Genomic DNA, 23,337 nt, shown 5'->3' on the forward strand with positions numbered 1-23,337 from the left:
AAGGTGGTGCGCGCGGCCGGATCGAGCAGGTGGGAGGTAAGGAATCCGAGCAGTGCTCCGGCGACCGCGTGGCGCACGGGCTCGTGCAGCAGATCGTGTCCCGCGTCCGGGAATTCGCGCATGGTCACGGTGGGCCGGGTGGCGGACCAGGTTCTGATCGGGTCGAGGTGTGCGCGGCGATCGTCCTGCCCGTGCAGGACGAGGGTCGGGACCGGTGGGGCCGGGGTGTTCAGTTCCAGCACCTTGTTCGGGGTGCCGGTCAGTGCGACCGCCGAAACACTGCGCACGGCAGCCGATTCGGATCCCATCGTGATGAGTGCGGTTCCGGCGCCCAGGGAATGGCCGATCAGGGCCAGTGGCGCCTCGGGTATCTCGCGTCGTACGCGTTCGAGCAGTTGCACCGTGTGCGCCGCGAGATGCTCCACCGGAGCGACGCGGGCCGCATCACCTTCGCTGAGTCCGTGACCGATGTGGTCGATTGCCCAGACATCGATGTCATAGCGATTCAGGAAGCGGTTGAAATGGCGGTAGTCGGCGCTCTGCTGCCCAAGTCCGTGCAGCAGAACCACGACCGCGGAAGGACGCTGCACGGGCCAGCGACGGTAGTGCACGAGCCCGTGAAGTCCGTTGAAGAATGGCACCGAGGCAGTGTGACACAACGCAATTCAGGCTATCCTAATTATGGCGCGGGTCACACCGAGTGGGCGCCGCGCCACGAATTCGCTACTCGCGGGTCACTTTACGGCGCGCAGCCATGTGCAGGGCACACCGCGCGCGGCCGGGACCCTCGACGCGAAGTTCGAAAGTCCCGGCCCGCGACAGCGGGATCCACTCGACCGAACGCCGGATCATCCGGACCTATGCGTGACCGGCGCGGAGCCCCGGCTTCTTCACGTTTGCCGGGCTTTCATTCGCGGGACGGTATTCCACCGGCTTCGTGTCGACCACATCGACCCGGGTGGCGGCATCGACCTCACGACGCGCGAAAGCGATATCGCGTGTACTGCGCATCGACAACCGACCCAGTGAGCTGGCGGCGAAGAACAGGATCAGCGCCCCGAGACCGTAGAAGAAAGTCAACTGCAGCAGCGCGCGCTTGAAATCCGACGTTGCGACAGGATCACCGACGGTACCGATTTTCAACGGATCCGCCAGGAACGGACCCACGATGAACCACACACCGGCCGCTGCCGCCAACCAGCCGCCGAGGCTCGCGACCAGGCGGTTACGGCTCACCACCATCATCGTTCCGCCGAGAATTGCGGCGATGCCCGGAAGCAGTTCGAGCCACCCTCGCGCGGAGGTCCATACCCAGGGCTCATCCGGGGTGAACGCGAAATCGAAGTGCGGACCGACAAAGGGAATCAACGCACCCCAGATCCCCAGCAGGAGCACCGCGAGCCCGCCGAGGGCTCCCCGAGTGCGCGGAATCCGGAGTGCCGGGCCTCGACCGGCCGAAACGCTGTCATCGACATTCATCAGAAGCTCCATTCGTCGAAGTAGCTGCCCGTACCCTTTACCCCCTATTCGCCGATAAATTCATGCGCACACACCGAACAGCGTCGCGTCGATCAGCGTAGTGCGACGAGTTCGTGCAATGTGGTGCCGACCTGCCGCTCGGCAGCGTTTCCGTTATGAACGGTGAGTTCGAAACAGGACTGGAATCGGAAGTAGGCCGGATGCCCGATCACCCTGTGCAGCAGGAGCCGCAGCAGGCGAGAGCGGGCAATCGGAACATCGTCGAGCAGATCTTGCGCGTGGATCACCTTTTGCACGGTCAGTCGCAATTCCAGCTGATCGGGCACGCGCAATTCGATCCATTCCGGAAATTCCCGGCCCGCGATCGCGTCATAACGCTTCGGCCCCTCGGTCAGCACCGTTTCCCCGGTCGACAACACCACCTCGCCGCCGCGGGCCAGCATGAGCGGGGCGATGGCGTGCCCGCCGCGCTGCGGCTGGGTCAGCACGTTCGCGTACAGCAGCGAATACTCGTCGGTATAGAGGCGGCCCCAATGCCAGCGGTCGATGATTCGTTTCATATCGCCGACGCCCCAATTGTGGTCGGCGTAGCCGCGTCCGGTGACCGACAGCGTCTCGCCATCGATCTCCAGGGTGCCGTGCACTCGCGCCCGGGGCGCGCCGACCACCCAGCCGAAGGTCTCGCCGTCGCCGAACCGGGTCTCGCCTTTGCCCGGCATCCAGCTGGGCGTCTCGTTCTCGAAGGTCAGCTCGAATGCCACACCGTCCTCGGCCAGCCGCACCTGATGGATCGGCAGCCCGTCGGCCGGAAACTCCGAGCGCGCGCTGTTGTCACCGATTCGCACATCGCAGGCCGCGGCCGAGAAGCTCGTCGCGGAATGCGGATAGCGCTTGGCGACCTGCCTGCGGCCACCGTCGGGGGTGTACACGATCAACTCCACCCACGGTCGCGCCCAGGGCAGATCTTCCGGGCGGCGTTTGGTCAGGAATCCGACCACCACGTGCCCGCTGTCGAGCTGCGCATCGAAATACCAGTGTTCGAAGGCGGCCCTGCTCGGGGAGGGGTGCAGGCCGTTGTGGTGCGGGACAACCGTGGTCAGGTCCCCGTCACGACGTCCCGGGCCGTTCCACACCTCGGTTATCGCGGTACTCGGCATAGCTGTACATCCTTGGGAGAGAAGCGGATCGAAGTGTGGCTCGGGATGCCGGTTCAGCGCCTCAGCGCACCGGCGGCATCGAATTGCGCTTCCCGCCCCGCCATCTGGGCGCGATACCAGTTCTCGCGATGCGTGCGCATGAGCCGTTCGTGCAGCCGCGCGAACGGCGGGCAGGCGCGCCGCGTCACCTCCATCGCGGTGATCAGCGGAAACCGCGCGATGGGAACGAGAATCCACGGAAAGGCCGCTGGCATGCGGTATTTCCGCCGCGTGCCGGGTGCCATGTATATGGCCGAGTACACCGAATTGATCCGGAAGTTGTACGCCGCGCGTACCCGGGCGAGCCCGCGATGTTCGGGGCGCGGGGCGAAGGCCGCCGGGTAGGACTCGATCAGTTCCGCGCCGTGCTGCCCGGCGTCGAAGGAGCGGGAGACGATCGTCATCGCCAGCACGCGGAGCGAGTCGGCGACAGTCTCCGGATACCACTGCACCCGCACTCCGAGCAGATGCCCCATGTACCTCTGAAAGTGCAGCAGCGCACGAATTTCCGAGGGCGTGGTCTGATAGCCGAGCAGCCACAACCCCATGCCCGGCGTGACACTGCCCGCGAGCAAGGTCAACAGCTGATAGGTCTGGCTGATCGGCAGCCCCCACCGCTGCATATCCCATTCCGGATGCTCGGCGACGCGGGCCCGAATCGACACATGCATGACCCGCACCTTCATGGCGGTGGCCCGGCCCTGCGATCCCGGGGTCAGCAGGGCGCCCGGCTGCGAGACGTCGATCCAGAATCGGCAGGTCTCGAGAAACCGTCGCAGCGCGCTGTTTCCGGCGTAACCCCCGGCGAGCGAGAGCGGGGTGGCGACCGCCGCTTCGGTGTAGACCTCCAAGGTCTCCGCACCGGCGAAGCTGAAAAGCATGGTGCCCCAGCGCCGCCAGATGGCGGCGCCCTGTTCCACGAGTTCCGGTTGCAGCCAGTCGGGCCGAGTCTCGAACTCGGCGAACAGTTCTCGCATTTCGGCGGGTGCGTCCGGTACCGCGTCCACACCCGAGACGAGTGCGGTTTCCAGCATTTCACGGCCGCGCTTCGGGCCGATCTCGCCGTGCATCACCTCCGCGACGAACCGCTCGGCCACCGGGTCGCCGGCGAAAAGATCCGCGCACAACGCCGTTGCCTGCTCATCGGTGGGAAATATCCCGGAGCCGGTCAGCGCGGTGACGAGGCGATCCACCCGCCGCACACCGGGCTTGGCGCGGCCTTCCCAGTAGCGGAAGGCGCTCGGGCAGCGGCCCGGCGGCGGGGCGTGCGCTCCGGCGGGTGCCGACGGTACATCCACGGACATGGGCGATCCTTCCGGTCGAGTCCCGGCTCGCAGCTCCGGGACAACGCCCTCACCATACCCTCAAGTATTGATAACGGTACTTGAAAGTATGGAAAAGAATCGGGTTCCTACCGGCCGATATCCGACGGTCACGGCACGATACGCAAGCGCAGCATCATGTCGTGATCCTCGTGATCGAGAAGATGGCAATGCCACACGTACCCCCGCAGGTCGTCGGCGTGCGATCCGGCGTGCACCGGATGCGTCCCCGCCCGCGAGGGCACGTCCATCGGAGCGGTCACCGATACCGGCTCACCCGCAACTCGCGAAAAGGGTGCGTCCGGATCGAACCCGAGCTCTGCCGCGGTCGGAATTCGAACGATGATCCGGGTCACCGTGCCACCGTCGGTGCGCACCACGTCTTTCCACCCCGCCTCCCACTGCTGCGCGGGCAGCGCGGCCCCACCCAGGAATCCGTCCGGCGACGGCGTCCACTTCACTCCCACCGGCGGCTGCGGATCGGCCGCCTGATATTCGATCGTCCGCAACGGCGTGCGATCCAGAACGCGGAACTCCACCAGGTGGATATGAATGGGATGCGGATCGGGGGTGACGTTGACGATGTTCCACTGCTCGACCGTGCCCTGCCTGAGCATGTCGATCTCCGGACTGCTGTAGCGCAGATTGTTCAACGTCATGATCGAGGGCGGCATCCGCAGCTCATACGGCTGACTCACGGTCACATTCCGGATGACCGTCGGTGATTCCAAGGGCGGCAACGCTTCTGGCATTCCCGGGCCGCCCCGCAACCGCTCCGGCACCGGCCCCGCGAAGCCCGCGCGATCCTGCGCGCGGAAGCGGCAGAACAGCTCCATCGCCACCTCACCGAGCACCGCCGCCTGAAACGGCGGTGCGAGATCATTACGCAATTCCACCGTCTCGCCCGGGGCCAACCCGGAGAAATCGACGAGCAGATCGACGCGCTCCCCCGGGGCCAGCAGCAGCTCGGTCACCGCGACCGGCGCGTCCAGCAGGCCCTGGTCGTTGCCGATCACCCAGAACCGCATTCGATTGCCGAAGAACAGATTCCACACGCTGTACGACGCCGCGTTCAACGCCCGGAATCGATAGAGGCCGCGCGCCACATCCATATTCGGCCACACTTTGCCGTTGACCACCCCCACATCACCGACTCCGCCGCCCTCCCATGATCCCGGCGGCACCACCGGTGTGGTGCGGAGGAGCTGCCGTCCGTCGGCGGCGAAGATCTTCTCCTGCAGGACCAGAGGCACCTCGAACTCCCCCGATGGCAATCCCAGCGGATTGTCTGCGGCACCGGTGTCGAATTCGTCGCGGAGTAACACCGTTCCGGCAAGTCCCGCATACACATTCGCGCGGGTGATGCCCATCGTGTGGTCGTGATACCACAGACCTGCCGCCTGCTGCGGGAACGGATAGTCGTGCTCCGCGTGCTGCCCGGGGTGCACCAGTCGTTCCGGGTGGCCGTCGCTCGCGGGCGGGGTGACACCGCCGTGCAGGTGCAGAACGGTCGGCGGCGCGCTGCGGAAAGCCTCGCTCACTCCGTGCACGGTGGTGTCGATATCGGCCGCGAAGGGGTGTTCGCCGAGGTTATTGGCGAATCGCACGGTGAGCGGAGTGCCTGCCCGATGTTCGATGGTCGGGCCCAGATAGCTCATGCCGCCGTATCCCATCGCCGGTGACTCGGCCAGGTCCCGATGGAATCGATGCGTGGTGGTCGTGGCCGTCAGTTCCAGCTCCCGCCCGGACACGACGGGCGGTCGCGGCAGTTCGTCGACGAACGGCGTCAGGTCGGGCGAATGGAAGACCAAGGGGCTGGACGGCTCACCCCGCACACGAATTCCGTTCCAGGACATCGCGAGTGCCGCCGCGCCGAGAACCGTCCCGCGTAGCAGCCGACGACGTCCGATAGTGCTGTCCATCTTTCACCCTTCTCGGGCGGAGGTCGCATCCGATCACACCTCCATACCCTGCGGTACAGTAGACAGTACTCAGGAGAATGGTCCACCCGGAGTGCTCCGGCCCGACGCTTCGCCGCCCCGGACGCGCCTTCTACGATCGAGGTGTGCACATGACCATCAGGCCCCGATGACGACCGAGCCCTCGCACCCCGCCCCGCCACGTAGATCCAAGAAGGCCGAGGCGCAGCAGCGCGGTGCGAAATCCGGCAGCCGATCCGGCAGGGGCCGCGGTCCCCGGCTCTCGTTCGACGACTGGGTCGACGGCGCACTCGAGCTGCTCGCGAGCGAAGGCGCACCCGCCGTGCGCATTCCCCGGCTCTGCGAAGCGCTCGGCGTCACCAAGGGCAGCTTCTACTGGCACTTCGACGACATCGACCAGCTCGAGGAAGCGATGGCCGACCGCTGGAGCGCCACCCAGGCCCGGGTGATCGCGAATCTGGCCACGGTCGACTCGATGCCGATCGAGCAGCGCATCGCGGCGATGGGCGCCATGCTCGTCGAACGCAACTGGCTGGTCGAAGCCACCGTTCGCGAGTGGAGCCGCACCCGCCCGCGCGTGGAAAAGGCTGTGCGCGAACTGGATCAGAGGATCTTCGAGACCATCCAGGGGGCATTGTCCGAACTCGGATTCGACGAGGAAACCGCGAGGTTGCGCGCGGGCGCGATGGTGTATCTCGGGATCGGTTTCATCCACGGCCGCGGGAGTCTGCCGATTCCGACGGAGACGGAGGTGAACGCGGTGATCGACATCCTTACTCGAAGGACGTAACCACCGCGCAGCTCGACGGCGGGCATGCCACTTCTCGAAGATCCGACCCCCTGGTTTTCAGCGAGATTCAGCCCGAAGCTTGCGGGTATGCAGGACCAATGGGACCAGCAGACGCTCGGACCGCCATCACCCTGGAAGTCGACGGTGAACGACGGTCACTCCTGGTAGACAACCGCACCACGCTGCTCGACGCCCTGCGTGAAGGGCTCGGGGTGACCGCGCCGAAGAAGGGGTGCGATCACGGTCAGTGTGGTTCGTGCACCGTCCTGCTGGACGGTCGCCGAGTGACCACCTGCCTCACTTTCGCCGTCGCCAACGACGGCGCGCACATCCTCACCTCGGCCGGTCTCGCGGAGGGCGCCGATCTGCACGTCATGCAGCAGGCCTTCCTGGATCAGGACGGTTTGCAGTGCGGATACTGCACACCGGGCCAGATCTGCTCGGCCGTGGGCATGCTCGACGAGGTGAAATCCGGTCATGCCAGCTATGTCACCGGGGATCTCGCGGCGGAGCCGGAGCTCTCCGATGAGGAGATCCGGGAGCGGATGAGCGGCAATCTGTGCCGGTGCGCCGCCTATTCCAATATCCTGGCCGCCATCCGGCAGGCGGCCACGCCGTGATCCCGTTCGAGTACCACCGCGCGAGCAGCGCGCAGGACGCGGTGACGGTGCTGGCCGAACGCCCGGACGCGGTACTCCTGGGGGGCGGAACGAACCTGGTCGATCACATGAAGCTCGGTGTCGTGGCGCCGAGCTTGCTGGTGGACGTCAGCCGCCTGCCGCTGACCGACATCACCGAAGATCCCGACGGTGGATTGCGGATCGGCGCGGCGGTCCGCAACAGCGACCTCGCGGCGGACCCGGTGGTGCGCGCTCGTTATCCCGCCCTCTCGCGAGCACTGCTGGCGGGCGCCTCCGGCCAACTGCGCAATCTGGCCACCACGGCCGGCAACCTGCTGCAGCGCACCCGATGCGTGTACTTCCAGGACGTGAGCACCCCGTGCAACAAACGCGATCCCGGCAGCGGATGCTCCGCGATCGGCGGCTACGTCCGCTATCACGCGATCCTGGGCGCCTCACCGCAGTGCGTCGCGACCCACCCGTCCGATATGGCCGTCGCGCTGAGCATGCTCGACGCGCACGTGGTACTCCAGGATCACGAGGGCGAGAAGCGGATCGCCCTCGCCGACCTCTATCGGCTGCCGGGCGACCGACCCGAACTCGACACCGTACTCACCCACGGACAGCTCATCATCGCCGTGGAGATTCCCGCTCCGCCTCCGGGCGCGCGGTCGAACTACCGCAAGGTCCGCGATCGCGCCTCTTACGCCTTCGCACTCGTTTCCGTTGCCGCGGAACTGGTTCGAGAGCCCGGCAGCGACGAGATATCCTCCGCGCGCATCGCCTTCGGTGGCGTCGCACACAAGCCGTGGCGTGCCCATGAAGCCGAGGGCGTACTGCGGGGATCCCCCGCGACGGAGGATGCCTTCGCTCGCGCGGCCCGGGCCGAACTCGCGCACGCGAATCCGTTGGCAGGCAACGAGTTCAAAGTCGAACTGGCCCAGCGAACCCTGGTCGCCACCTTGCGCTCCCTCACCGAACAGGCATCGCGATGACAACCATCCCAGGCGAGTCGATCGGCATACCACTGCCCCGGATCGACGGGCCGGCCAAGGTCACGGGCGCGGCGCGATACGCCTTCGAGCATCCGGTCGAGCGGCCCGCCTACCTGCATCCGATCCAGTCCACCATCGCCCGAGGCCGAGTGTCCGCGATGGACACCACCGCGGCCGAACGGCTGGACGGCGTGCTCGCTGTACTCACGGTGTTCCATGCGCCGAAGCTGGCGGACACCTCCGACGGCGAACTGAGCATCCTGCAGGACGACCGTGTGCGATTCCGCGGCCAGCTCATCGGCGCGGTGCTCGCGGAATCGCTCGAAATCGCCCGCCACGCAGCAGATTCGGTGACAGTCGACTACGAGACCGACTCGCATGACAGCGAACTGCGCGCGGACGACCCTACGCTCTACGCTCCCGAGGAAGTCAGCGATGGCTCCCCATCCTATACCGACCGGGGCGATGTCGAGGCCGCACTGCGCGCTGCCGCGGTGCGAATCGACCAGACCTACACGACTCCCACCGAACACAACAATCCGATGGAACCCCATGCGTCCATTGCGATGTGGGACGACTCCTCGGGACAGCCACAACTGCTCCTCTACGACTCGACACAGGGCGTGCACACCGTCCGCACGACACTCGCGCCGCTGTTCGGCCTCGAGCTCGACCGAATACGTGTGATCGCACCGCATGTCGGCGGCGGGTTCGGCTCCAAGGGCGCCCCGCACGCGCACAATGTGCTCGTCATCATGGCCGCGCAGTACAGCGGTGGCCGCCCGGTGAAACTGGCACTGACTCGGCAGCAGATGTTCTCGCTGGTCGGTTACCGCACCCCGACGATCCAGCGGATCAGACTCGGCGCCGACGCGGACGGCTCGCTGACCGCACTGTGGCACGAAGCGGCCGAATCCACCTCCACCGTAAAGGAATTCGCCGAGCAGACCACGATCGCATCACGCACCATGTACAGCACGCCCAACCGCCGAACCGCCCACCGGCTCAGCGCGCTGGATGTTCCGGTGCCGTTCTGGATGCGTGCCCCCGGCGAATGCCCGGGTATGTTCGCCGCCGAGGTCGCGATGGACGAACTCGCGATCGCCTGCGGCATCGATCCGATCGAACTGCGGATCCGCAACGAACCCGAGCGTGACCCGGAATCGGGCAAGCCCTGGTCCGGGCGACATCTGCTGCAATGCCTGCGCACGGGTGCCGAACGCTTCGGCTGGCACAATCGCGACCCAGCGGTGCGCGGTTGGGCCCGCGGTGAGTGGCTGATCGGGACCGGAGTGGCCGCGGCCACCTACCCGGTGAACGTGAGCCCCGGCAATACCGCTCGCATCGAGTACTTGGCCGACGGGCGATATTCCGTGCAGATCGGCGCCGCCGATATCGGCACCGGCACCTGGACCGCCCTGACCCAGATCGCCGCCGACGCACTCGGCTGCGACGTAGCGGCGGTAGACCTGCAGATCGGGGATACGGACCTGCCCTCCGCGTCGGTCGCGGGCGGGTCGTCGGGAATCACCTCCTGGGGTACGGCCGTCGTCACCGCCGCGCGTGCCTTTCGCGCCGAGCACGGCACCGAACCCGCTGTCGGTGCGCGGACCACCGCGGACGCTCCGGATAACCCCGACATCGACAAGTTCGCCATGCATTCCTTCGGCGCTCAATTCGCCGAAACCGCGGTGCACCGCGATACTGGCGAGATCCGAGTGCCGCGCATGCTCGGCGTGTTCTCCATCGGGCGGGCGATCAACGCCCGCACGCTGCGATCACAGTTGATCGGCGGAATGACGATGGGCCTGTCGATGGCCCTGCACGAGGAAAGCGTGCGCGATCACCGCTTCGGCCATGTGGTGACCCAGGATTTCGCCGACTATCACATCAGCACACACGCCGATGTGCAAGATATAGACGCAATCTGGCTCGACGAGTCCGACGAGCACGCGAATCCGATGGGTTCACGAGGCGCAAGCGAAATCGGGATCGTCGGTGCCGCCGCGGCGATTTCCAACGCCGTTTACCACGCCACCGGAATTCGGGTCCGGGACCTGCCGATCACGGTGGATCGGCTGCTGGGGTGAGAGGCGCGCGGGGCGGTGGCTACTCGCTCGGCGAGCGAAACCATCTGCCTCCGCGCATAACTCGGATCTCAAGCGAACAGCCCGAATGCATCGAAATCGCGCCATCAGCCTGTTCAGGCATCTCGACAACCACGCTGCTGAACGTTTCGGCTGCGCACTGCGATCGCCTTCATGATCAACGAACGGGCACTGTCACCTGTCTGCGACTGGCTGGCGAAGATGTCGAAGGCACGTCCGTACAAGGCGATCTCGCGAGGCTGCGTGATGCTCAGCTGAGCGGAATGCCCCTCGACTTTGACGAGCCGATCGTCGAACATCATGAAGTTGTCGACCACAACGATGGCTTCGGCATCGAGAGGGATAATTCCGAATGTCACACGCGGCATCCCGACGATGGCTAGAAGCCTGTCCATCTGCCCCAGCATGACGCGGTCGTCACCCACCGTTGTGTACAGCGACTTCTCACTGATGATGAAGTGGAAGCCGTGTCGTTTCTTGTACAGGATCTGCTGGCGCTCCATGCGTTTGGAGACACCTGCGTCCAGATCGTCAGGCAGGCTGTAGAACTCGATCACCCGCCTCAGTTTGGCTTCCGCGTACTCCGAGGTCTGCAGGAGGCCGGGAATGATCTGCGATTCCAGGTTCCGGATCAGCGTGGACGACGCTTCCAGCTTCAGGGTCAGCTTTTGACCGCGCTGCACGCCTGCGCCCAGCAGCCTCTTCCACTCCATGTAGGCGATATCGATGTTGTGAAGTGTGGCAAGAAGATCAGGTAGTTGCTCGACCGCACCGCACTGCTGGCAGTAGACGTGCAGATCCGATGGCGCGGGTGCCGTTTTGCCATGCTCGATGCGCGACACTTTCGACTCGTGCCACCCCGCGCGCGCAGCGAGCTCCCGGGCGCTGTACCCGGCCCCGCGTCGTATCTCGCGAAGTCGTTGCCCGAGAGCCTGCCGAGCTTCCTGCGTCGAAGAAGTCATTCCAAGGTGTCTACCGGAACTTGTTGCAAATACTTGTAAAAGGGCACTGCTAGCGTCGAGAGCCGCTCTTTCACCGAGCTGCAGTAGGCAGCGATGGACGGGTCTGCGGTCACTCCGTACCCCGCCGGGCGCCCCTCACTGTCGACAAGGTTGAAGGCGACAAGTTCGTCGTCGAACAGCCACCAGTCATCGCTAGGGAGGTGCGCGGACTCTGCGAGATGCCTTGGCAGGTAGCGGATGTCCTCCCCTGCGTCGACATTCTCATGTGTCACCGACAGCAGCCACCGTTGGTAGTCGCTGTGCGGGACTGTAACCACCCGCACCCGGCTGATCGCCAGTCCACGATCGGTGGTTTCTCTGATCAGTTCGGTCCAGCCGCTCGTGTCATAGACCGGGGGTGGCTCTCCATTCAGGAACCGTCGCAGAGGTTCCGATTCACTCGGCACCGCGTAGGCATCCCGCAGCTCCATGTGAAACGCGGACTTGCGCGCCGTGCGCATCCACTCCGGAAACTGCTTACTCGGGCGAAATTCCACCGAAGAACGTCCTCTCCGCGCGCCGCACCTCGATTGCACTCTCGTCGCCGGCCAAGGTCAGCTGCTCCAGCGTCTCCCGATCGGTGATCGGGTCGCCAGCTACGGCGAATGTGCCACGGCCCGTGTCGATCAGCGGCGAATCAATGAAGGTCCGAGCCTCAGTGAACCCGAGCAGCAGGTGCGGGATCTCGACGGTTCCGACCTCGTCGGTTGTCCATCCCTGAACGACAAAGGTGTCTTTATCAGTGACGTAGAGGGTTGGGCATCCGTCCTGGTTGGAGCCACCCTTGCCGAGGAACTGCAGTCGCATTGTTCTCTCCTGCCTGATTTTGTGCGCGGACTTGCATGCACCAGACAATTCTTGCGCACTCCACTGACTCATGCTGCGTGATAGAGCTTTTTATGCAAGTTCGTGCAAGCACGTAGACGATCACCCAGGACGATTCGTACCTTCATCTCAGGCGATCGGGCCTGGATTCGTTGTCCTCGCCCCGAGCCGCCTTCGATGAGGACGAGACAACGAAGGGGCGCTGGTATGGCATTGACCGAACCACAGGCCAAAGTCCTTGGGGCACTAGTAGCCCTCAACCCGTCACAGGCACTCAGCGTGGAACAGCTCTGCGACACAACCCGGCTCAGAAGCCAAACGGTTCGCGAAGCACTACTTCGTCTCGCCCACACTGGATTAACGACCCGACCAGAGCGGGGCGCGCCGCGGTGGCAGTCCACCGACCGAGGCCGACGCGTCAGCAGGCAACCCGTATACAGCGAGTACGTGAGCTGAACATGGCCCAACAACCAGTAATCATCGGTATCGCGCGCACCGCAATCGCTCTTCGACCAGCTGTGGGCTACCTGCGTCCCGACCTGCTCGATGACACCTCACACGAGCAGTCACTGCGAGACCTCGCGCGACAGCACGGTTTCTACTTGATCCTCATCAACTACGTCCAGCCAGGCGACGACACCTCATTCATGCGGCTGATGAACCTCGCATACAGCCAGGACGCGGACGCCGTATTCGTCCCCAGCCGAGCACATTTCGACGAACACGACATCAAGGCTCTGGTCAAGATCGTCGACATCTACTGCCTGACAGAAGGGCTGAGATTCACGATCCGGGAGCAAGACGGCAACGAACCAGAGAGACAGGGGGTGAAGACAATGAAATTGTGTGATCCAGGCCCGAACGGTAGCTCCCACGACATGTGGAACGAGCCCGTGAACGCCGACGACGACGGCCGAGACAACATCGGCCCGACCGGCAAGTAACGGTCCAGGGTTGTAGCCCGGCGCGCATGGCATACGTGCCCAGTCATGCGCACCGGGCCACTTCGCACCGAACACGCGAACCCACCCACTTGATTTGAATAGCGAACAAGCCAATCGCAAGACATTGGTTACCCTAGGTATCCAAATCTCTTGTCTTGCTATGTCGCCCACCACTTCCGCAGCGCGGCGGCAATGCTTCCGAGTTAGACAGGAAGCTGATCAGCACGCGTCAAGCGAAGAACAACCAGGACCAACTCCGTCGGCAACCAGGACAAGTCGCGGCTCATGTTCACACGATAGCTCGGGACAACCGTCGGCCAACACTGATTAATATCCGTTGACGACCGGCGGGGCAAGGGCACGCCCTCGAAGTCAGAACCCCGCCGGTCAGCACCTCGAATCCTCCAACAGAGAAGGACGATACGATCGTATAGTCTGCGATCGACTTACTCGTCGGAATTGCCCTTGCTGCTCGAGGTTTGACCAAAGAAGAACCCGAGGATCAGCAGAAATGCGCTTGAGACGAGCTCAGGAACCGCAGTGCCCGTGAACATCGCGATTAAGAGCGCAGCCCCGATCACCAGAAGAAGAACTCCGCCGATCAAGACTGCCGCCGGCTCACGGGCGAAGATCGACTGCCGCATGGCCCATTTGCGTTTGGCCAGTTCGACCTTCTGCATCTCGTTGAAGAACGCCGAGTCCCTGGCCTTACGTTCGGAAGCGGCGTCGTCGTATCGTTTAGCGATTGCCGCCACCGTACTGGGGAGCGCCTCTTTGGCGCCTTCGTCATCGATCGCCAGCTGAACAGCAACCTGGATTTCGTCCTGTTCCCTTTTACGATCTTGCTCCGCAAGGAGCTGCGCGAGCTTGCCACGGTAGCCCAACAAGTACGGCAGCGCCCACACTCCAGGCAGTGACCTGCCATCGACCTTCCAGTCAAAGTCTTCGGCCGACCCCGCCGTTTGGATGATCGAATCGATTCGATCGAGAAGCCTCTGCAGAGAAGCCAAGTCTGCGGCCTCGAAATCCGTGTCGATGCCCATGCTCCGGAGTAGAAGCTCGACGCCAGCACTGGTGGATTTTGAGGGACCTGGTTGCGCCGTTGCGCCGATCCACAGGTTGTGGAGACGCTCATAGTCCGACTCAATCTCGCCCAACAGGCGCAACCCTCCTTCGGCGCAGAACTTCCGACCGGCGCAGGATATCCCAGCTGAGCTGCCTACAAGGTATGACTCCGACGGTGGTTTCCGCCATCGAGAGCTCGCTGTTAGATGCGGAGTGATTGCCGAGGCATGAGGTGAGATCGCCCGCGCGTACGCCCAGAAGGACGAGCCCGCAGGGGCGCTGGGCATGCTGATCAAATCGGAAGAGACCGCGCCCGAGACGAACAAGTACAACGGATACGCGCGTGACATGCTACTCTCTCTGCTGAGGAAGCCGCCGAGCGGCATGCGCGCCGACGTTCGGGAACTCAGTCAGAAAGTTGGCATTCGCGCCTGACTGCCGCCATAACGGTTCGGAGTTCGGGTTGCCATGGCGAACTGCTGACCGCGGGCGGAGCCGCTCTCAGGCCGGTTCGCAGATAACCACCGGGATGTCCCGCGTAGTGCTGCGCTGATATCCGTCGTACGGGTTGCCGAAGCCGCGGGTGATCTCGGGCCAGAGCTCGGCCTTTTCCTCCGGGGACGCGGTGCGCGCGATGTACGGCTTGGTCTCACCGCGCACGGTGATCTCGATGTCAGGACAGGCAACGAGATTCAGATACCAAGCGGGGTTGTGCGAAGCGCCACCGAGCGAGGCGATCAGGACGATCCGCTCCGCGGTGAGAATAGGTGTGCTCAACAGCGTGGCGCGGCGCTGACCGGTCTTGCGGCCGATGGTGTGCAGCTCCAACGCGTGCATGGAGCCGAGCTTGTGCGGCCAGCGACCGCCGGTCAGCGTCAACAAGGTTCGGTGCCCGTTTTCCAGCACCCATGCGCCGCTTTCCGCAACCCAGTCGGGGGTCTTCTGCTTGTCGCCCACGGTTTCTCCTGTTCGGTTCGGTCGGCATCTCTGTCGACATCTTCGTTAGCGCTCCTGAGAGCATCATGTGTGGTCACTGTGAGTCGCGCGGGGTGTGGTGCGAGTTCCGGGCAATCCGTAGGCAGGCACGCGGTCACCCCGAGACCGTACTGGCCGAAAGGATGTCCCGCAGCACCCCGGTCAGCGGCGTATCGAGTATGACGCGGTCGCGAGAAGGGGATGTCATTGCTTCACTTTCGGATGGTTCGGGCAGTTCGCTCGTGACAAGTCATCCCCTGCGCAGCGCCGGGCACCACGCGAGCCCGGAAATTGTTCAGCCGGGTGCGTAGGCGGCGAGGGTGCGTCCGATGTCGGTGTACGGGGGCTCGCCGTAGACCCATTCGCGGGCGATGCGGTGCCAGTTGTTGGTGACCAGAAGTTGCCCGAGCACCCCGAAGGTGAGGAAATCGACGCGGCGCGAGAACACGTGTTCCGGTGGCAGCATCTGGTGACGCATCCCGCGGAACCGGGCGACCCGAGGATCGACGGCCGAAACCATTGCGCTGGTGGCCATTTCGGGAGTGATGGTCAATTCCTCGTCCGCCAGGTGCCACGCGGCGGCCGACCAGACGTACTCCATGCACTCCTCGGGGTCGATCTGGACGTCGGGGTCGATGATGCCGCGTCCCATCAGCAAGTCGTGCAGATCCTTCGTGCGTCGTTCGGATGCGACTCGTCCCACCTGCCGCTCGAATTCCAGGTCAGCGGGCGCCATGCGGTTGTAAAGACCGAAATCGATGAACCCGACGCGTCCGTCGCTGGTCAGCAGGATGTTGCCGGGGTGCGGATCGCCGCAGAACTCGCCACGCTCGAGCAACGATCCGACATAGAACCGGTAGATCAATTCGCCGATATGGTCACGGTCGGCATCGGCGAGAGTTTTCATGTGGGAGAACGGTTTCGCGTCCAGCAGCTCGGTCACCAGGACCCGGTCACCACAGCGTTCCAGGACGCTGTCCGGGACCACGATGAACGGATGCCGGCGGTAGTGCGAGGCGACCTGATGCTGGGTGTGCGCCTCGCGGCGGTAGTCGAGTTCGGATTCGAGATTGCGCCGCACCTCCTCCACGAGCGCGCCCCCGGCCAGTGCCGGCCACATCGTGGTCCCCACTTTCGAGAACAGCGCCAGATTGCGCAGATCGGACCTGATCGCCTTCTCCACCCCGGGGTACTGCACTTTCACCGCGACCGCACGGCCGTCGTGCAGCACCGCCCGATACACCTGGCCGATCGATGCCGCCGCGATGGGCTCTTCATCGAAATCACGGAATACCGTCGACAGCGACCCGTATTCGGCTTCGAGAACCTCTCTCATGGCAGAGAACGGCAGCTCCGGGGCTTGGTCTTGCAGCTTCGCGAGTTTGGTGCGGAATCGTTCGCGATGCGATTCGGGCACCAGCTCCAGGTCCAGCACCGAGAACATCTGCCCCAGCTTCATCGCCGCGCCCTTCATGGCACCGAGCACATCGACGACCTGCTCGGCGGCTTCGAGGGTCGAACGTTGCGCCAGCACCTCGCGGGCATGCTCGGACCGTCCGATCATCGCCAGTCGCGTACTCGCCCCACGCGCGGCCTGCTCGACCGCGAGCATGCCGAGCTTGCGTCCTCGCGTCACCCTGTTCTGCGGGATCTTCGTCATCGATGTCGCGCCCCCTGTCGTTCCGGCCGAGGTGCCGGTTATCGACCTCCGCCGATGAGGGTCGACCTCGGTAGCCGCTGACCCGGACGGCGTGGCTCTGGCGAGCCATCGCAACGCGATATCGGTACCGGCACCTCGGAGTGAAGGGTATCCAGCGAGCAGGGGCCGCTCAATGCTTTCGCGTAAACTGTCTCAGACAAATTTGATGGCGATGCTTCGGCGCAGGCGGTTGAGTGTGCCGGGCGGGTCTGACCGACTCCGTCACGGCGGTCGCCGAGCGCGATCACTCCGGCAGCGGCCGTGCCGTCGACAAGATCGCATCGACTGTTTCCTCGACTGTCAGGTCCGTTGTGTCCAGCCACACTCCGATGCGTGGAGTCGTGGTGCGCAGGCCCGTGTCCAAGTCTTCGACGGTGTACTCGCCGTAGGCCTTCTTGCCGCGCCCCGCTTCCCGGGCGGCGACTGCCTCCGGCCGAGGGGCCAGCACCACCACATGGCGAGGCCGGGTTCGAATCCGTTCCGCGAACCAGGGCAGGAAATCGCCGAGTACGACGTCCTGCACAATGGCCGTGAACCCCTCGGCCGCATAGGCGTCCGCGGTGTGCGCCGCGAGCCGATACCGTAATCGCAGCTGGTCCAACGCTTCCTGCGGCGGATCCGGGCGCATATCCTCGCGGCCGTTCACAACGAACCGACGGAAAGCGTCCCCGCGAATGTGCACCGAGCGCGGCAGCCGCTCCGCCAGTGCCTGCGCCACAGTGGATTTGCCCGCCGCTTGAATCCCGGTAATCAGATACACCGCACCAGTCATGGCGACCATGCTGAACCATCCGGGATTCGACGGCCACCCGATTTCGGAGCGAGCACACGATCACGGGTGACGCCGGACCCGGCAGCGGGAGCCCGTCGAGTTTGCCGCGGCACTCGACCTGGCTCAACGAGCGCAGGTCACGGCCGTGGTGGAACTACCGGGTCGGAGATGTAGAGCTGGATCGGAACAGCGCGCCGTAGCGATCCGCGGGCCGCGCCACTCCCAGGCATCGGCCGTTTCGGGCGAAAGCGCGGGAGGGTCGAGTGGTCAGGACCCGCTGCCGGTGAACAGGGACTTCAACAGACCGGTGATTCCGGTGGTCGGTGAGGTTGCGCTACTGGTGTCCGGCGGAGAGCTTGCGCTTCCGCTGGCAAGGGTGACCTCGAGATCGGTTGCGGCAGAACTCGACACGGAACCGTCGGCATTGCGCTGCTCCGCGACGACATGGTGCCGACCGTAGGTCGCGGTCCAGACGCCACTGGCCGAGCCGCTGTGGTCACCTTCGTACGCGTGGCTCGCGGCGATCGGCCAAGTGCCTACGACCTTGCCGTCGACCGAGATCCACACCTCACCCGAGGCGTCGCTGACCTTGACCTTTATCTCATAGATGTTGGTGCCACAGGGTTGATGAAACATGTCATCGCGACAGAGTTGGACCGTCACCGACTGAACCGTCGCGGACGCGGCGGGGGTACCCGCGACCATCGCGCCGACGACCGCGGCGATGCACGCCGCGCCCTTACCGAATTGCATGAGCCTCAACACATCTCCTAGCACTTGCGCAGCGAAACCTTACGCAGGTTAAGCGTTGCCGAGCGCCGACTACGGCACTTTGAAAGGATTACGTTTCGCATTGATGCCCCCAATTTCACCGGCATCGCAAGCATCCTGCCACTGGGCTGTACGACACCAGCCATGTCCGCGCGGTAGCCGCAAGTCACCGCCCGCTTGCGATCCAATCTTCCGGGCTCGCACCGGCGGCAGCGGGTCGGATGTCGGGCTTCGCCACCAACGCCCCGGCGTCGAAAGCGGTGCGGCCCTCGGGAACTGGACTTCGTTCAGATGCAGGCGCCATTCGCTGCATCGCGTACGCCGGCGACCGCTCCGGCACGGTCAGCATCGCGCGTGGTCTTCCACTCGGGCGATGCCCGGAGTGTTTCGATCGTGTCCGCTATTGCTTGCTCGGCATCCCAGCTCTCGGAAGCCAGAGTCTGCTTGTCCTGATCGAATGACGCGATCAACGACTGGCACACCGTTCGTCGCATCGCGACTCCCTCCAGACTGCCCGGCCCGCCGATGGGCGGAGCAGGTACAGAGCTCGCGGTCGTCGAGGCGGTGGCCGAAACCTGGTCGGTGGAAGGCGTGCCCGATTCCCGAGAAGGGGTGGAATCGGTGCTGGAACAGCCGGACAACACGATCAGAGCGGCTGCGAGCGTCAAGGCGCGCACGTACGTAGTCATCATTGGTGGATCCCCCCCGAGCGATGTGAAACGTCCCGTCATGCTAGCTGGGACCGCGAAATCCTATGGAACCCAACCGGCGTTCGGAGAGATAGCCACGCACCCACCGCGCCGAGACCGCGGAATCACCCTCGAAGCCACACCCACCCGCGCGGCGATCCGGCCCACCACCACCCGCCCCCGGTTCCCCGGCACCGTCGATACCGGAGGCGGCCCGGCGAGATACTGATTCCTCGACGATGTACCGATCGCCGCAAGCGGGAGTGCCGACGCATCGACTTCGGCGCATCGCTGGGCACACCGATCCCAGGATCACCCAGCGCTACCTGCATCCCGATCCGCGGTCGCTACAGCAGGACTGCTGGCGCGGCATCTCCGGTCCCCAAATGGTCCCCAACTTCGCGTGGTGGGAGAATGAGAAAACCCCGTCCAACCAGGTTGGACGGGGTTTTCAGATGTCGGGCTGACAGGATTTGAACCTGCGACCACTTGACCCCCAGTCAAGTGCGCTACCAAGCTGCGCCACAGCCCGTGGCATTCGCTCTCGCTCGTGCTCGACGAGATTACCCCACTACCCCCCTCTGCTACCAAATCGCCTGTTCTCGGGCGTGTGGGGTGGTTTTCCAGGGGCGTGGAAGGGGGTGTGTGGGAGGGGGTTTCAGCGCAGGAGGCTCAGGAGGTTGCGGTAGGCGGCTCGGGTGAGGGGGGTGAGGTGGTTCCAGGTGATGGGGCCGCCGGTGCTGAGGTGGGGGTCGTAGGGGATTTCGGCGATGGCTCGGACGAAGCCGCCCAAGTAGTTTCGGGCGTGGTCGGCTACGTCGGGGCCGTCGGAGCGGTGCTGGCGGGTGATGACTATGACGGCGTCGGCGAGGTGGTATTGGCTGTAGTTGTCGTCCAGCCAGACCAGGGCGGGTTGGAGGCGGTTTATCGCGTCGGGGCGGCAGGCCAGGGTGATGACCAGGCCGATTCGGGGATCGGCGAGCAAGGGGGCGATGAGGCGGTTGGTGACGGCGCCGCCCGCGTCGTAGATGGGGAGGGCGCCGGCGTCGCAGAGGTCCCGGTGGACCGAGATGTAGCTCTCGCGGCGCGGGAGGGGCTCGGGGCCGCGCGGGAGGACGCCGGTCTCGGCGCTGGTCTCGCCGCAGGTGGCGATGACCGAGGAGGGGAGGCTGCGGTGTTTCATGGCCAGCCAGGATTGCACGGTTCCGGCGGGGTCTGCGACGTCGCAGCCGCGACGGGCCAGGTCACCGCCGGTGGGGGTGGCATCCACCGCGACCGGGGACTGCTCGGGGTTGTCGTCGGCGGCGGCCGCGGCCAGACCCAGGACGGTGGTCGTGGTGCCGGAGCCGCCGGAGCTGCCCATGACCAGGATCGGGGGAATCTGGAGGCGGACCAGCCGGCCGGGGCCGCCGTGCACGCGCACCAGATCGGTCGGCGAGCCGGGCGGTGCGGGAGTCAGCAACCAGGACGGATCGTCGGGGCCGACAAGGGGCAGGTCGATCGGGCGTTCGTCGATGCGGTCGGACACTTCGTGGATCCTCTGCAGACCGTTCGGTTCCAGGGGGCACCGGCCGCCGGGCGGCCGCGAGGACGCCCGGTTCGTGACCTACGACGGTGGATGCCACTGACCGAATCAGAACACCGTAACTACTTGCGCGCGAACATGGTTCGAGACGAGGCAATTACTTTGCCCGGAGTGAGCGGGAGCACGCGGCTAGACCCATTTCCAGTCCACGACCTCGGGAATGTCCTCGCCGTGCTCACGTGTCCAGGCGCGGGCCTGCCAGCGGGCGTCGACCATCTCCTGACGCAGGCCCGCGGCCTTCTCACGCAGCTCCGGGACACGGTCGATGACATCCATGACCAGGTGGTAGCGGTCCAGGTCGTTGAGCATGACCATGTCGAAAGGTGTTGTGGTGGTGCCTTTTTCCTTGTAGCCGCGCACATGCATCCCGGCATGGTTGGTGCGGCTGTAGGTGAGGCGGTGGATCAGCCAGGGATAGCCGTGGAAGGCGAAGATGACCGGGCGGTCGCGGGTGAAGAGGGTGTCGAATTCACTGCCGGGCAGGCCGTGCGGGTGTTCGTCCTGCGGGAGCAGGCGCATCAGGTCCACCACGTTCACCACGCGCACGCGTAGATCCGGGAGGTTGGCGCGCAGAATCGATGCGGCGGCGAGGGTTTCGAGGGTCGGGACGTCACCGGCGCAGGCCAGGACCACATCGGGTGAGGAGCCGTTGTGCTCGGTCCCGGCCCACGGCCAGATGCCGATGCCGCGCGCGCAGTGCACGGCCGCCTGCTCGACCGAGAGCCAGTTCTCCTGTGGCTGTTTGCCCGCCACCACGACGTTCACGTAGTGGCGCGAACGCAGACAGTGGTCGTAGGTGGACAGCAGGGTGTTCGCGTCCGGCGGCAGGTAGACCCGGACGATCTCGGGCTTCTTGTTCATGACCACGTCCAGGAATCCGGGGTCCTGGTGGGTGAAGCCGTTGTGGTCCTGTCGCCAGACATGCGAGGAGAGCAGGTAATTGAGACTGCCGATGGGACGACGCCACGGGACCGCCGAGGCGGCATCGAGCCATTTGGCGTGCTGGTTGAACATGGCGTCGATGATGTGGATGAAGGCCTCGTAGCAGGTGAAGACGCCGTGGCGGCCGGTGAGCAGGTAGCCCTCCAGCAGGCCCTGGCACATGTGCTCGGACAGCACCTCGATCACGCGGCCGGTGCGGTCCAATTTGACGTCGTACTCACCGATTTCGGCCTGCCAGTCGCGGCCGGTGACCTCGAGGATGTCCTGGAGGCGGTTGCTGGCGAGCTCGTCGGGGGCGAAGGTGAGGAAGTTTTCCGGATTGTCCCGGGTGACGTCGCGCAGCCAGGTGCCCAGCACCTTGGTCGCCTCGACCTTGCTCACGCCCGGGGAGCCGACCTCGACGCCGTATTCGCGCCAGTCGGGCAGGCGCAGATCCTGAAGCAGCACACCACCATTGGCCACCGGGTTCGCGCTCATACGACGATCACCGGCGGGCGACAGGCGCAGCAGATCCGCGTTCGGATGGCCGTCGGCGTCGAAAAGTTCTTGTGGCCGATACGATTTCAGCCATTGTTCGAGTACCTCGCGGTGACGGTCGTTGCCGCGGGCGGCGGGCAGCGGCACCTGGTGGGCGCGGAAGGTGCCCTCCACCGGTTCGCCGTCCACCACCGGCGGGCAGGTCCAGCCCTTCGGTGTGCGCAGCACGATCATGGGCCAGATCGCGCGTTCTTCGGTGTCGGCGGCCTTGATCGCCGCGATCCGATCCATGCAGTCGGCCATGGCCTGTGCCATCGCCTGGTGCACGGTGGCGGGATCGCTGCCCGAGACGATGATCGGCTCGTAGCCGTAGCCGCGCAGCAGCGACTCCAGTTCGGACTCGGGGATCCGGGCGAAGATGGTCGGGTTCGCGATCTTGTACTGGTTCAGCGCCAGAATCGGGACGACCGCACCGTCACGGCCCGGATTGAGGAACTTGTTCGCGTGCCAGCTGCCGGCCAGCGGGCCGGTCTCGGCCTCGCCGTCGCCGACCACGCAGAACACGGTCAGGTCCGGGTTGTCCAGGGCCGCGCCGAAGGCATGCAGCAGCGAGTACCCCAGTTCGCCGCCCTCGTGGAAGGACCCGGGCGTCTCGGGCGCGCAGTGGCTCGGCACGCCCCCGGGGAACGAGAACTGCGCGAAAAGCGCCCGCATGCCGTCGGCGTCGCGCGGGATATCGCTGTACAGCTCCGAGTAGGTGCCCTCCAGCCAGGCGCAGGCGTTCGGGCCCGGCCCGCCGTGGCCCGGTCCGGCGACGAAGACCGCGTTCAGATCGCGCTCGCGAATGACGCGGTTGGCGTGCACCCAGACCAAATTCAGGCCGGGCACGGTGCCGAAATGTCCGAGCAGGCGGGGTTTGATGTGTTCGGGCAGCAATGGCGTGCGCAGCAGCGGATTGTCCCGCAGATAAATCTGTCCGACGGCGAGATAGTTCGCGGCCCGCCACCAGGCGTCTATGGACGTGAGTTCGTCGGGAGAGAGGGGTCCGGGGGCCGATCCCAGGTGGTACGCGGTGGGGGCGATGGTCTCGCCGTCGCCGCCGGTCTCGTTGTCCGCTGAGGTATCGCTGGTCGAACTCACGT

22 protein-coding genes and 1 tRNA gene are annotated in these 23,337 nt (G+C 65.1%); 6 read left to right on the forward strand and 17 right to left on the reverse strand.

Going from position 1 to position 23,337, the window contains the following annotated elements:
• The 5 genes from NJ1_RS32845 to NJ1_RS32865 form a co-directional block, all read right to left on the reverse strand.
• A partial coding sequence (locus NJ1_RS32845; RefSeq protein ID WP_157574438.1) for an alpha/beta hydrolase occupies positions 1 to 641 on the reverse strand: 641 nt, incomplete at its 3' end.
• Positions 642 to 858: 217 nt separating this feature from the next.
• Positions 859 to 1,395, reverse strand: coding sequence for a hypothetical protein (locus tag NJ1_RS32850; protein WP_339381221.1), 537 nt, complete (start codon positions 1,393 to 1,395; stop codon positions 859 to 861).
• Between the two features lie 176 nt (positions 1,396 to 1,571).
• Positions 1,572 to 2,636, reverse strand: coding sequence for a lipocalin-like domain-containing protein (locus NJ1_RS32855; RefSeq protein ID WP_067702502.1), 1,065 nt, complete (start codon positions 2,634 to 2,636; stop codon positions 1,572 to 1,574).
• A 53-nt stretch (positions 2,637 to 2,689) separates the two neighbouring features.
• Complete coding sequence (locus tag NJ1_RS32860) at positions 2,690 to 3,979, reverse strand: oxygenase MpaB family protein (RefSeq protein WP_067702505.1); 1,290 nt, start codon at positions 3,977 to 3,979, stop codon at positions 2,690 to 2,692.
• Positions 3,980 to 4,107: 128 nt separating this feature from the next.
• Positions 4,108 to 5,919 carry a multicopper oxidase family protein gene (locus NJ1_RS32865; protein WP_067702507.1) on the reverse strand — a complete coding sequence of 604 codons (1,812 nt, stop codon included), beginning with the start codon at positions 5,917 to 5,919 and terminating at the stop codon, positions 4,108 to 4,110.
• A 166-nt stretch (positions 5,920 to 6,085) separates the two neighbouring features.
• Between NJ1_RS32865 and NJ1_RS32870 the strand changes: the two genes are divergently transcribed.
• From NJ1_RS32870 to NJ1_RS32885, 4 genes are all read left to right on the forward strand, one after another.
• On the forward strand, positions 6,086 to 6,727 hold the full coding sequence (locus tag NJ1_RS32870; protein WP_084479098.1) for a TetR/AcrR family transcriptional regulator: 642 nt from the start codon (positions 6,086 to 6,088) through the stop codon (positions 6,725 to 6,727).
• Positions 6,728 to 6,825: 98 nt separating this feature from the next.
• Complete coding sequence (locus tag NJ1_RS32875; protein WP_067702510.1) at positions 6,826 to 7,347, forward strand: 2Fe-2S iron-sulfur cluster-binding protein; 522 nt, start codon at positions 6,826 to 6,828, stop codon at positions 7,345 to 7,347.
• Positions 7,344 to 8,342, forward strand: a complete 999-nt coding sequence (locus NJ1_RS32880) for an FAD binding domain-containing protein (protein ID WP_067702513.1) — start codon at positions 7,344 to 7,346, stop codon at positions 8,340 to 8,342. The genes NJ1_RS32875 and NJ1_RS32880 overlap by 4 nt, the downstream gene beginning before the upstream one ends.
• On the forward strand, positions 8,339 to 10,432 hold the full coding sequence (locus NJ1_RS32885; protein ID WP_067702516.1) for a xanthine dehydrogenase family protein molybdopterin-binding subunit: 2,094 nt from the start codon (positions 8,339 to 8,341) through the stop codon (positions 10,430 to 10,432). Before NJ1_RS32880 ends, NJ1_RS32885 begins: the two co-directional genes overlap by 4 nt.
• Positions 10,433 to 10,545: 113 nt before the next feature.
• On the opposite strand, the gene NJ1_RS32890 is transcribed toward NJ1_RS32885, so the two are convergent.
• From NJ1_RS32890 to NJ1_RS32900, 3 genes are read right to left on the reverse strand one after another with little or no spacing between them, the layout of a single operon-like run.
• A complete protein-coding gene (locus tag NJ1_RS32890; RefSeq protein WP_084479099.1) occupies positions 10,546 to 11,412 on the reverse strand; it encodes a helix-turn-helix domain-containing protein in 867 nt (288 codons plus the stop codon).
• Positions 11,409 to 11,948 carry a DUF6879 family protein gene (locus tag NJ1_RS32895; RefSeq protein ID WP_245717687.1) on the reverse strand — a complete coding sequence of 180 codons (540 nt, stop codon included), beginning with the start codon at positions 11,946 to 11,948 and terminating at the stop codon, positions 11,409 to 11,411. The genes NJ1_RS32890 and NJ1_RS32895 overlap by 4 nt, the downstream gene beginning before the upstream one ends.
• Entirely contained in the window at positions 11,929 to 12,258 is a 330-nt protein-coding gene (locus NJ1_RS32900) for a hypothetical protein (RefSeq protein ID WP_067702522.1), read from the reverse strand. Before NJ1_RS32900 ends, NJ1_RS32895 begins: the two co-directional genes overlap by 20 nt.
• Before the next feature lie 476 nt (positions 12,259 to 12,734).
• Between NJ1_RS32900 and NJ1_RS32905 the strand changes: the two genes are divergently transcribed.
• Positions 12,735 to 13,220: a hypothetical protein gene (locus NJ1_RS32905; protein WP_157574442.1), complete on the forward strand. Its 486-nt coding sequence runs from the start codon at positions 12,735 to 12,737 to the stop codon at positions 13,218 to 13,220.
• A 446-nt stretch (positions 13,221 to 13,666) separates the two neighbouring features.
• Here NJ1_RS32905 and NJ1_RS32910 read toward each other — a convergent pair whose 3' ends face one another.
• Positions 13,667 to 14,377 (reverse strand): hypothetical protein, encoded by a 711-nt coding sequence (locus tag NJ1_RS32910; RefSeq protein ID WP_169813236.1) that lies wholly within the window; start codon positions 14,375 to 14,377, stop codon positions 13,667 to 13,669.
• A gap of 193 nt (positions 14,378 to 14,570) precedes the next feature.
• Here NJ1_RS32910 and NJ1_RS39490 point away from each other — a divergent pair, with 193 nt between their 5' ends.
• A complete protein-coding gene (locus tag NJ1_RS39490) occupies positions 14,571 to 14,720 on the forward strand; it encodes a hypothetical protein (RefSeq protein ID WP_157574444.1) in 150 nt (49 codons plus the stop codon).
• A gap of 66 nt (positions 14,721 to 14,786) precedes the next feature.
• On the opposite strand, the gene NJ1_RS32915 is transcribed toward NJ1_RS39490, so the two are convergent.
• The 8 genes from NJ1_RS32915 to NJ1_RS32950 all read right to left on the reverse strand — a co-directional run bounded on the left by NJ1_RS32915 (position 14,787) and on the right by NJ1_RS32950 (position 23,278).
• Complete coding sequence (locus tag NJ1_RS32915) at positions 14,787 to 15,242, reverse strand: nitroreductase/quinone reductase family protein (RefSeq protein WP_067702532.1); 456 nt, start codon at positions 15,240 to 15,242, stop codon at positions 14,787 to 14,789.
• Between the two features lie 313 nt (positions 15,243 to 15,555).
• On the reverse strand, positions 15,556 to 16,920 hold the full coding sequence (locus NJ1_RS32920) for an ABC1 kinase family protein (RefSeq protein ID WP_067702535.1): 1,365 nt from the start codon (positions 16,918 to 16,920) through the stop codon (positions 15,556 to 15,558).
• 283 nt (positions 16,921 to 17,203) lie between these two features.
• Positions 17,204 to 17,731 (reverse strand): AAA family ATPase, encoded by a 528-nt coding sequence (locus tag NJ1_RS32925; RefSeq protein ID WP_067702646.1) that lies wholly within the window; start codon positions 17,729 to 17,731, stop codon positions 17,204 to 17,206.
• 267 nt (positions 17,732 to 17,998) lie between these two features.
• Positions 17,999 to 18,493 carry a hypothetical protein gene (locus NJ1_RS32930; RefSeq protein ID WP_157574448.1) on the reverse strand — a complete coding sequence of 165 codons (495 nt, stop codon included), beginning with the start codon at positions 18,491 to 18,493 and terminating at the stop codon, positions 17,999 to 18,001.
• Positions 18,494 to 18,789: 296 nt separating this feature from the next.
• Entirely contained in the window at positions 18,790 to 19,194 is a 405-nt protein-coding gene (locus NJ1_RS32935; protein ID WP_067702541.1) for a hypothetical protein, read from the reverse strand.
• Between the two features lie 455 nt (positions 19,195 to 19,649).
• Positions 19,650 to 19,723 (reverse strand) — tRNA-Pro (locus NJ1_RS32940).
• Positions 19,724 to 19,849: 126 nt separating this feature from the next.
• Positions 19,850 to 20,719 (reverse strand): MinD/ParA family ATP-binding protein, encoded by an 870-nt coding sequence (locus NJ1_RS32945; RefSeq protein WP_067702545.1) that lies wholly within the window; start codon positions 20,717 to 20,719, stop codon positions 19,850 to 19,852.
• A gap of 186 nt (positions 20,720 to 20,905) precedes the next feature.
• Positions 20,906 to 23,278: a phosphoketolase family protein gene (locus NJ1_RS32950; RefSeq protein ID WP_067702650.1), complete on the reverse strand. Its 2,373-nt coding sequence runs from the start codon at positions 23,276 to 23,278 to the stop codon at positions 20,906 to 20,908.
• Between the last annotated feature and the right edge of the window lie 59 nt (positions 23,279 to 23,337).

Source organism: Nocardia jejuensis NBRC 103114, assembly GCF_001613145.1.
Lineage (GTDB): Bacteria > Actinomycetota > Actinomycetes > Mycobacteriales > Mycobacteriaceae > Nocardia > Nocardia jejuensis.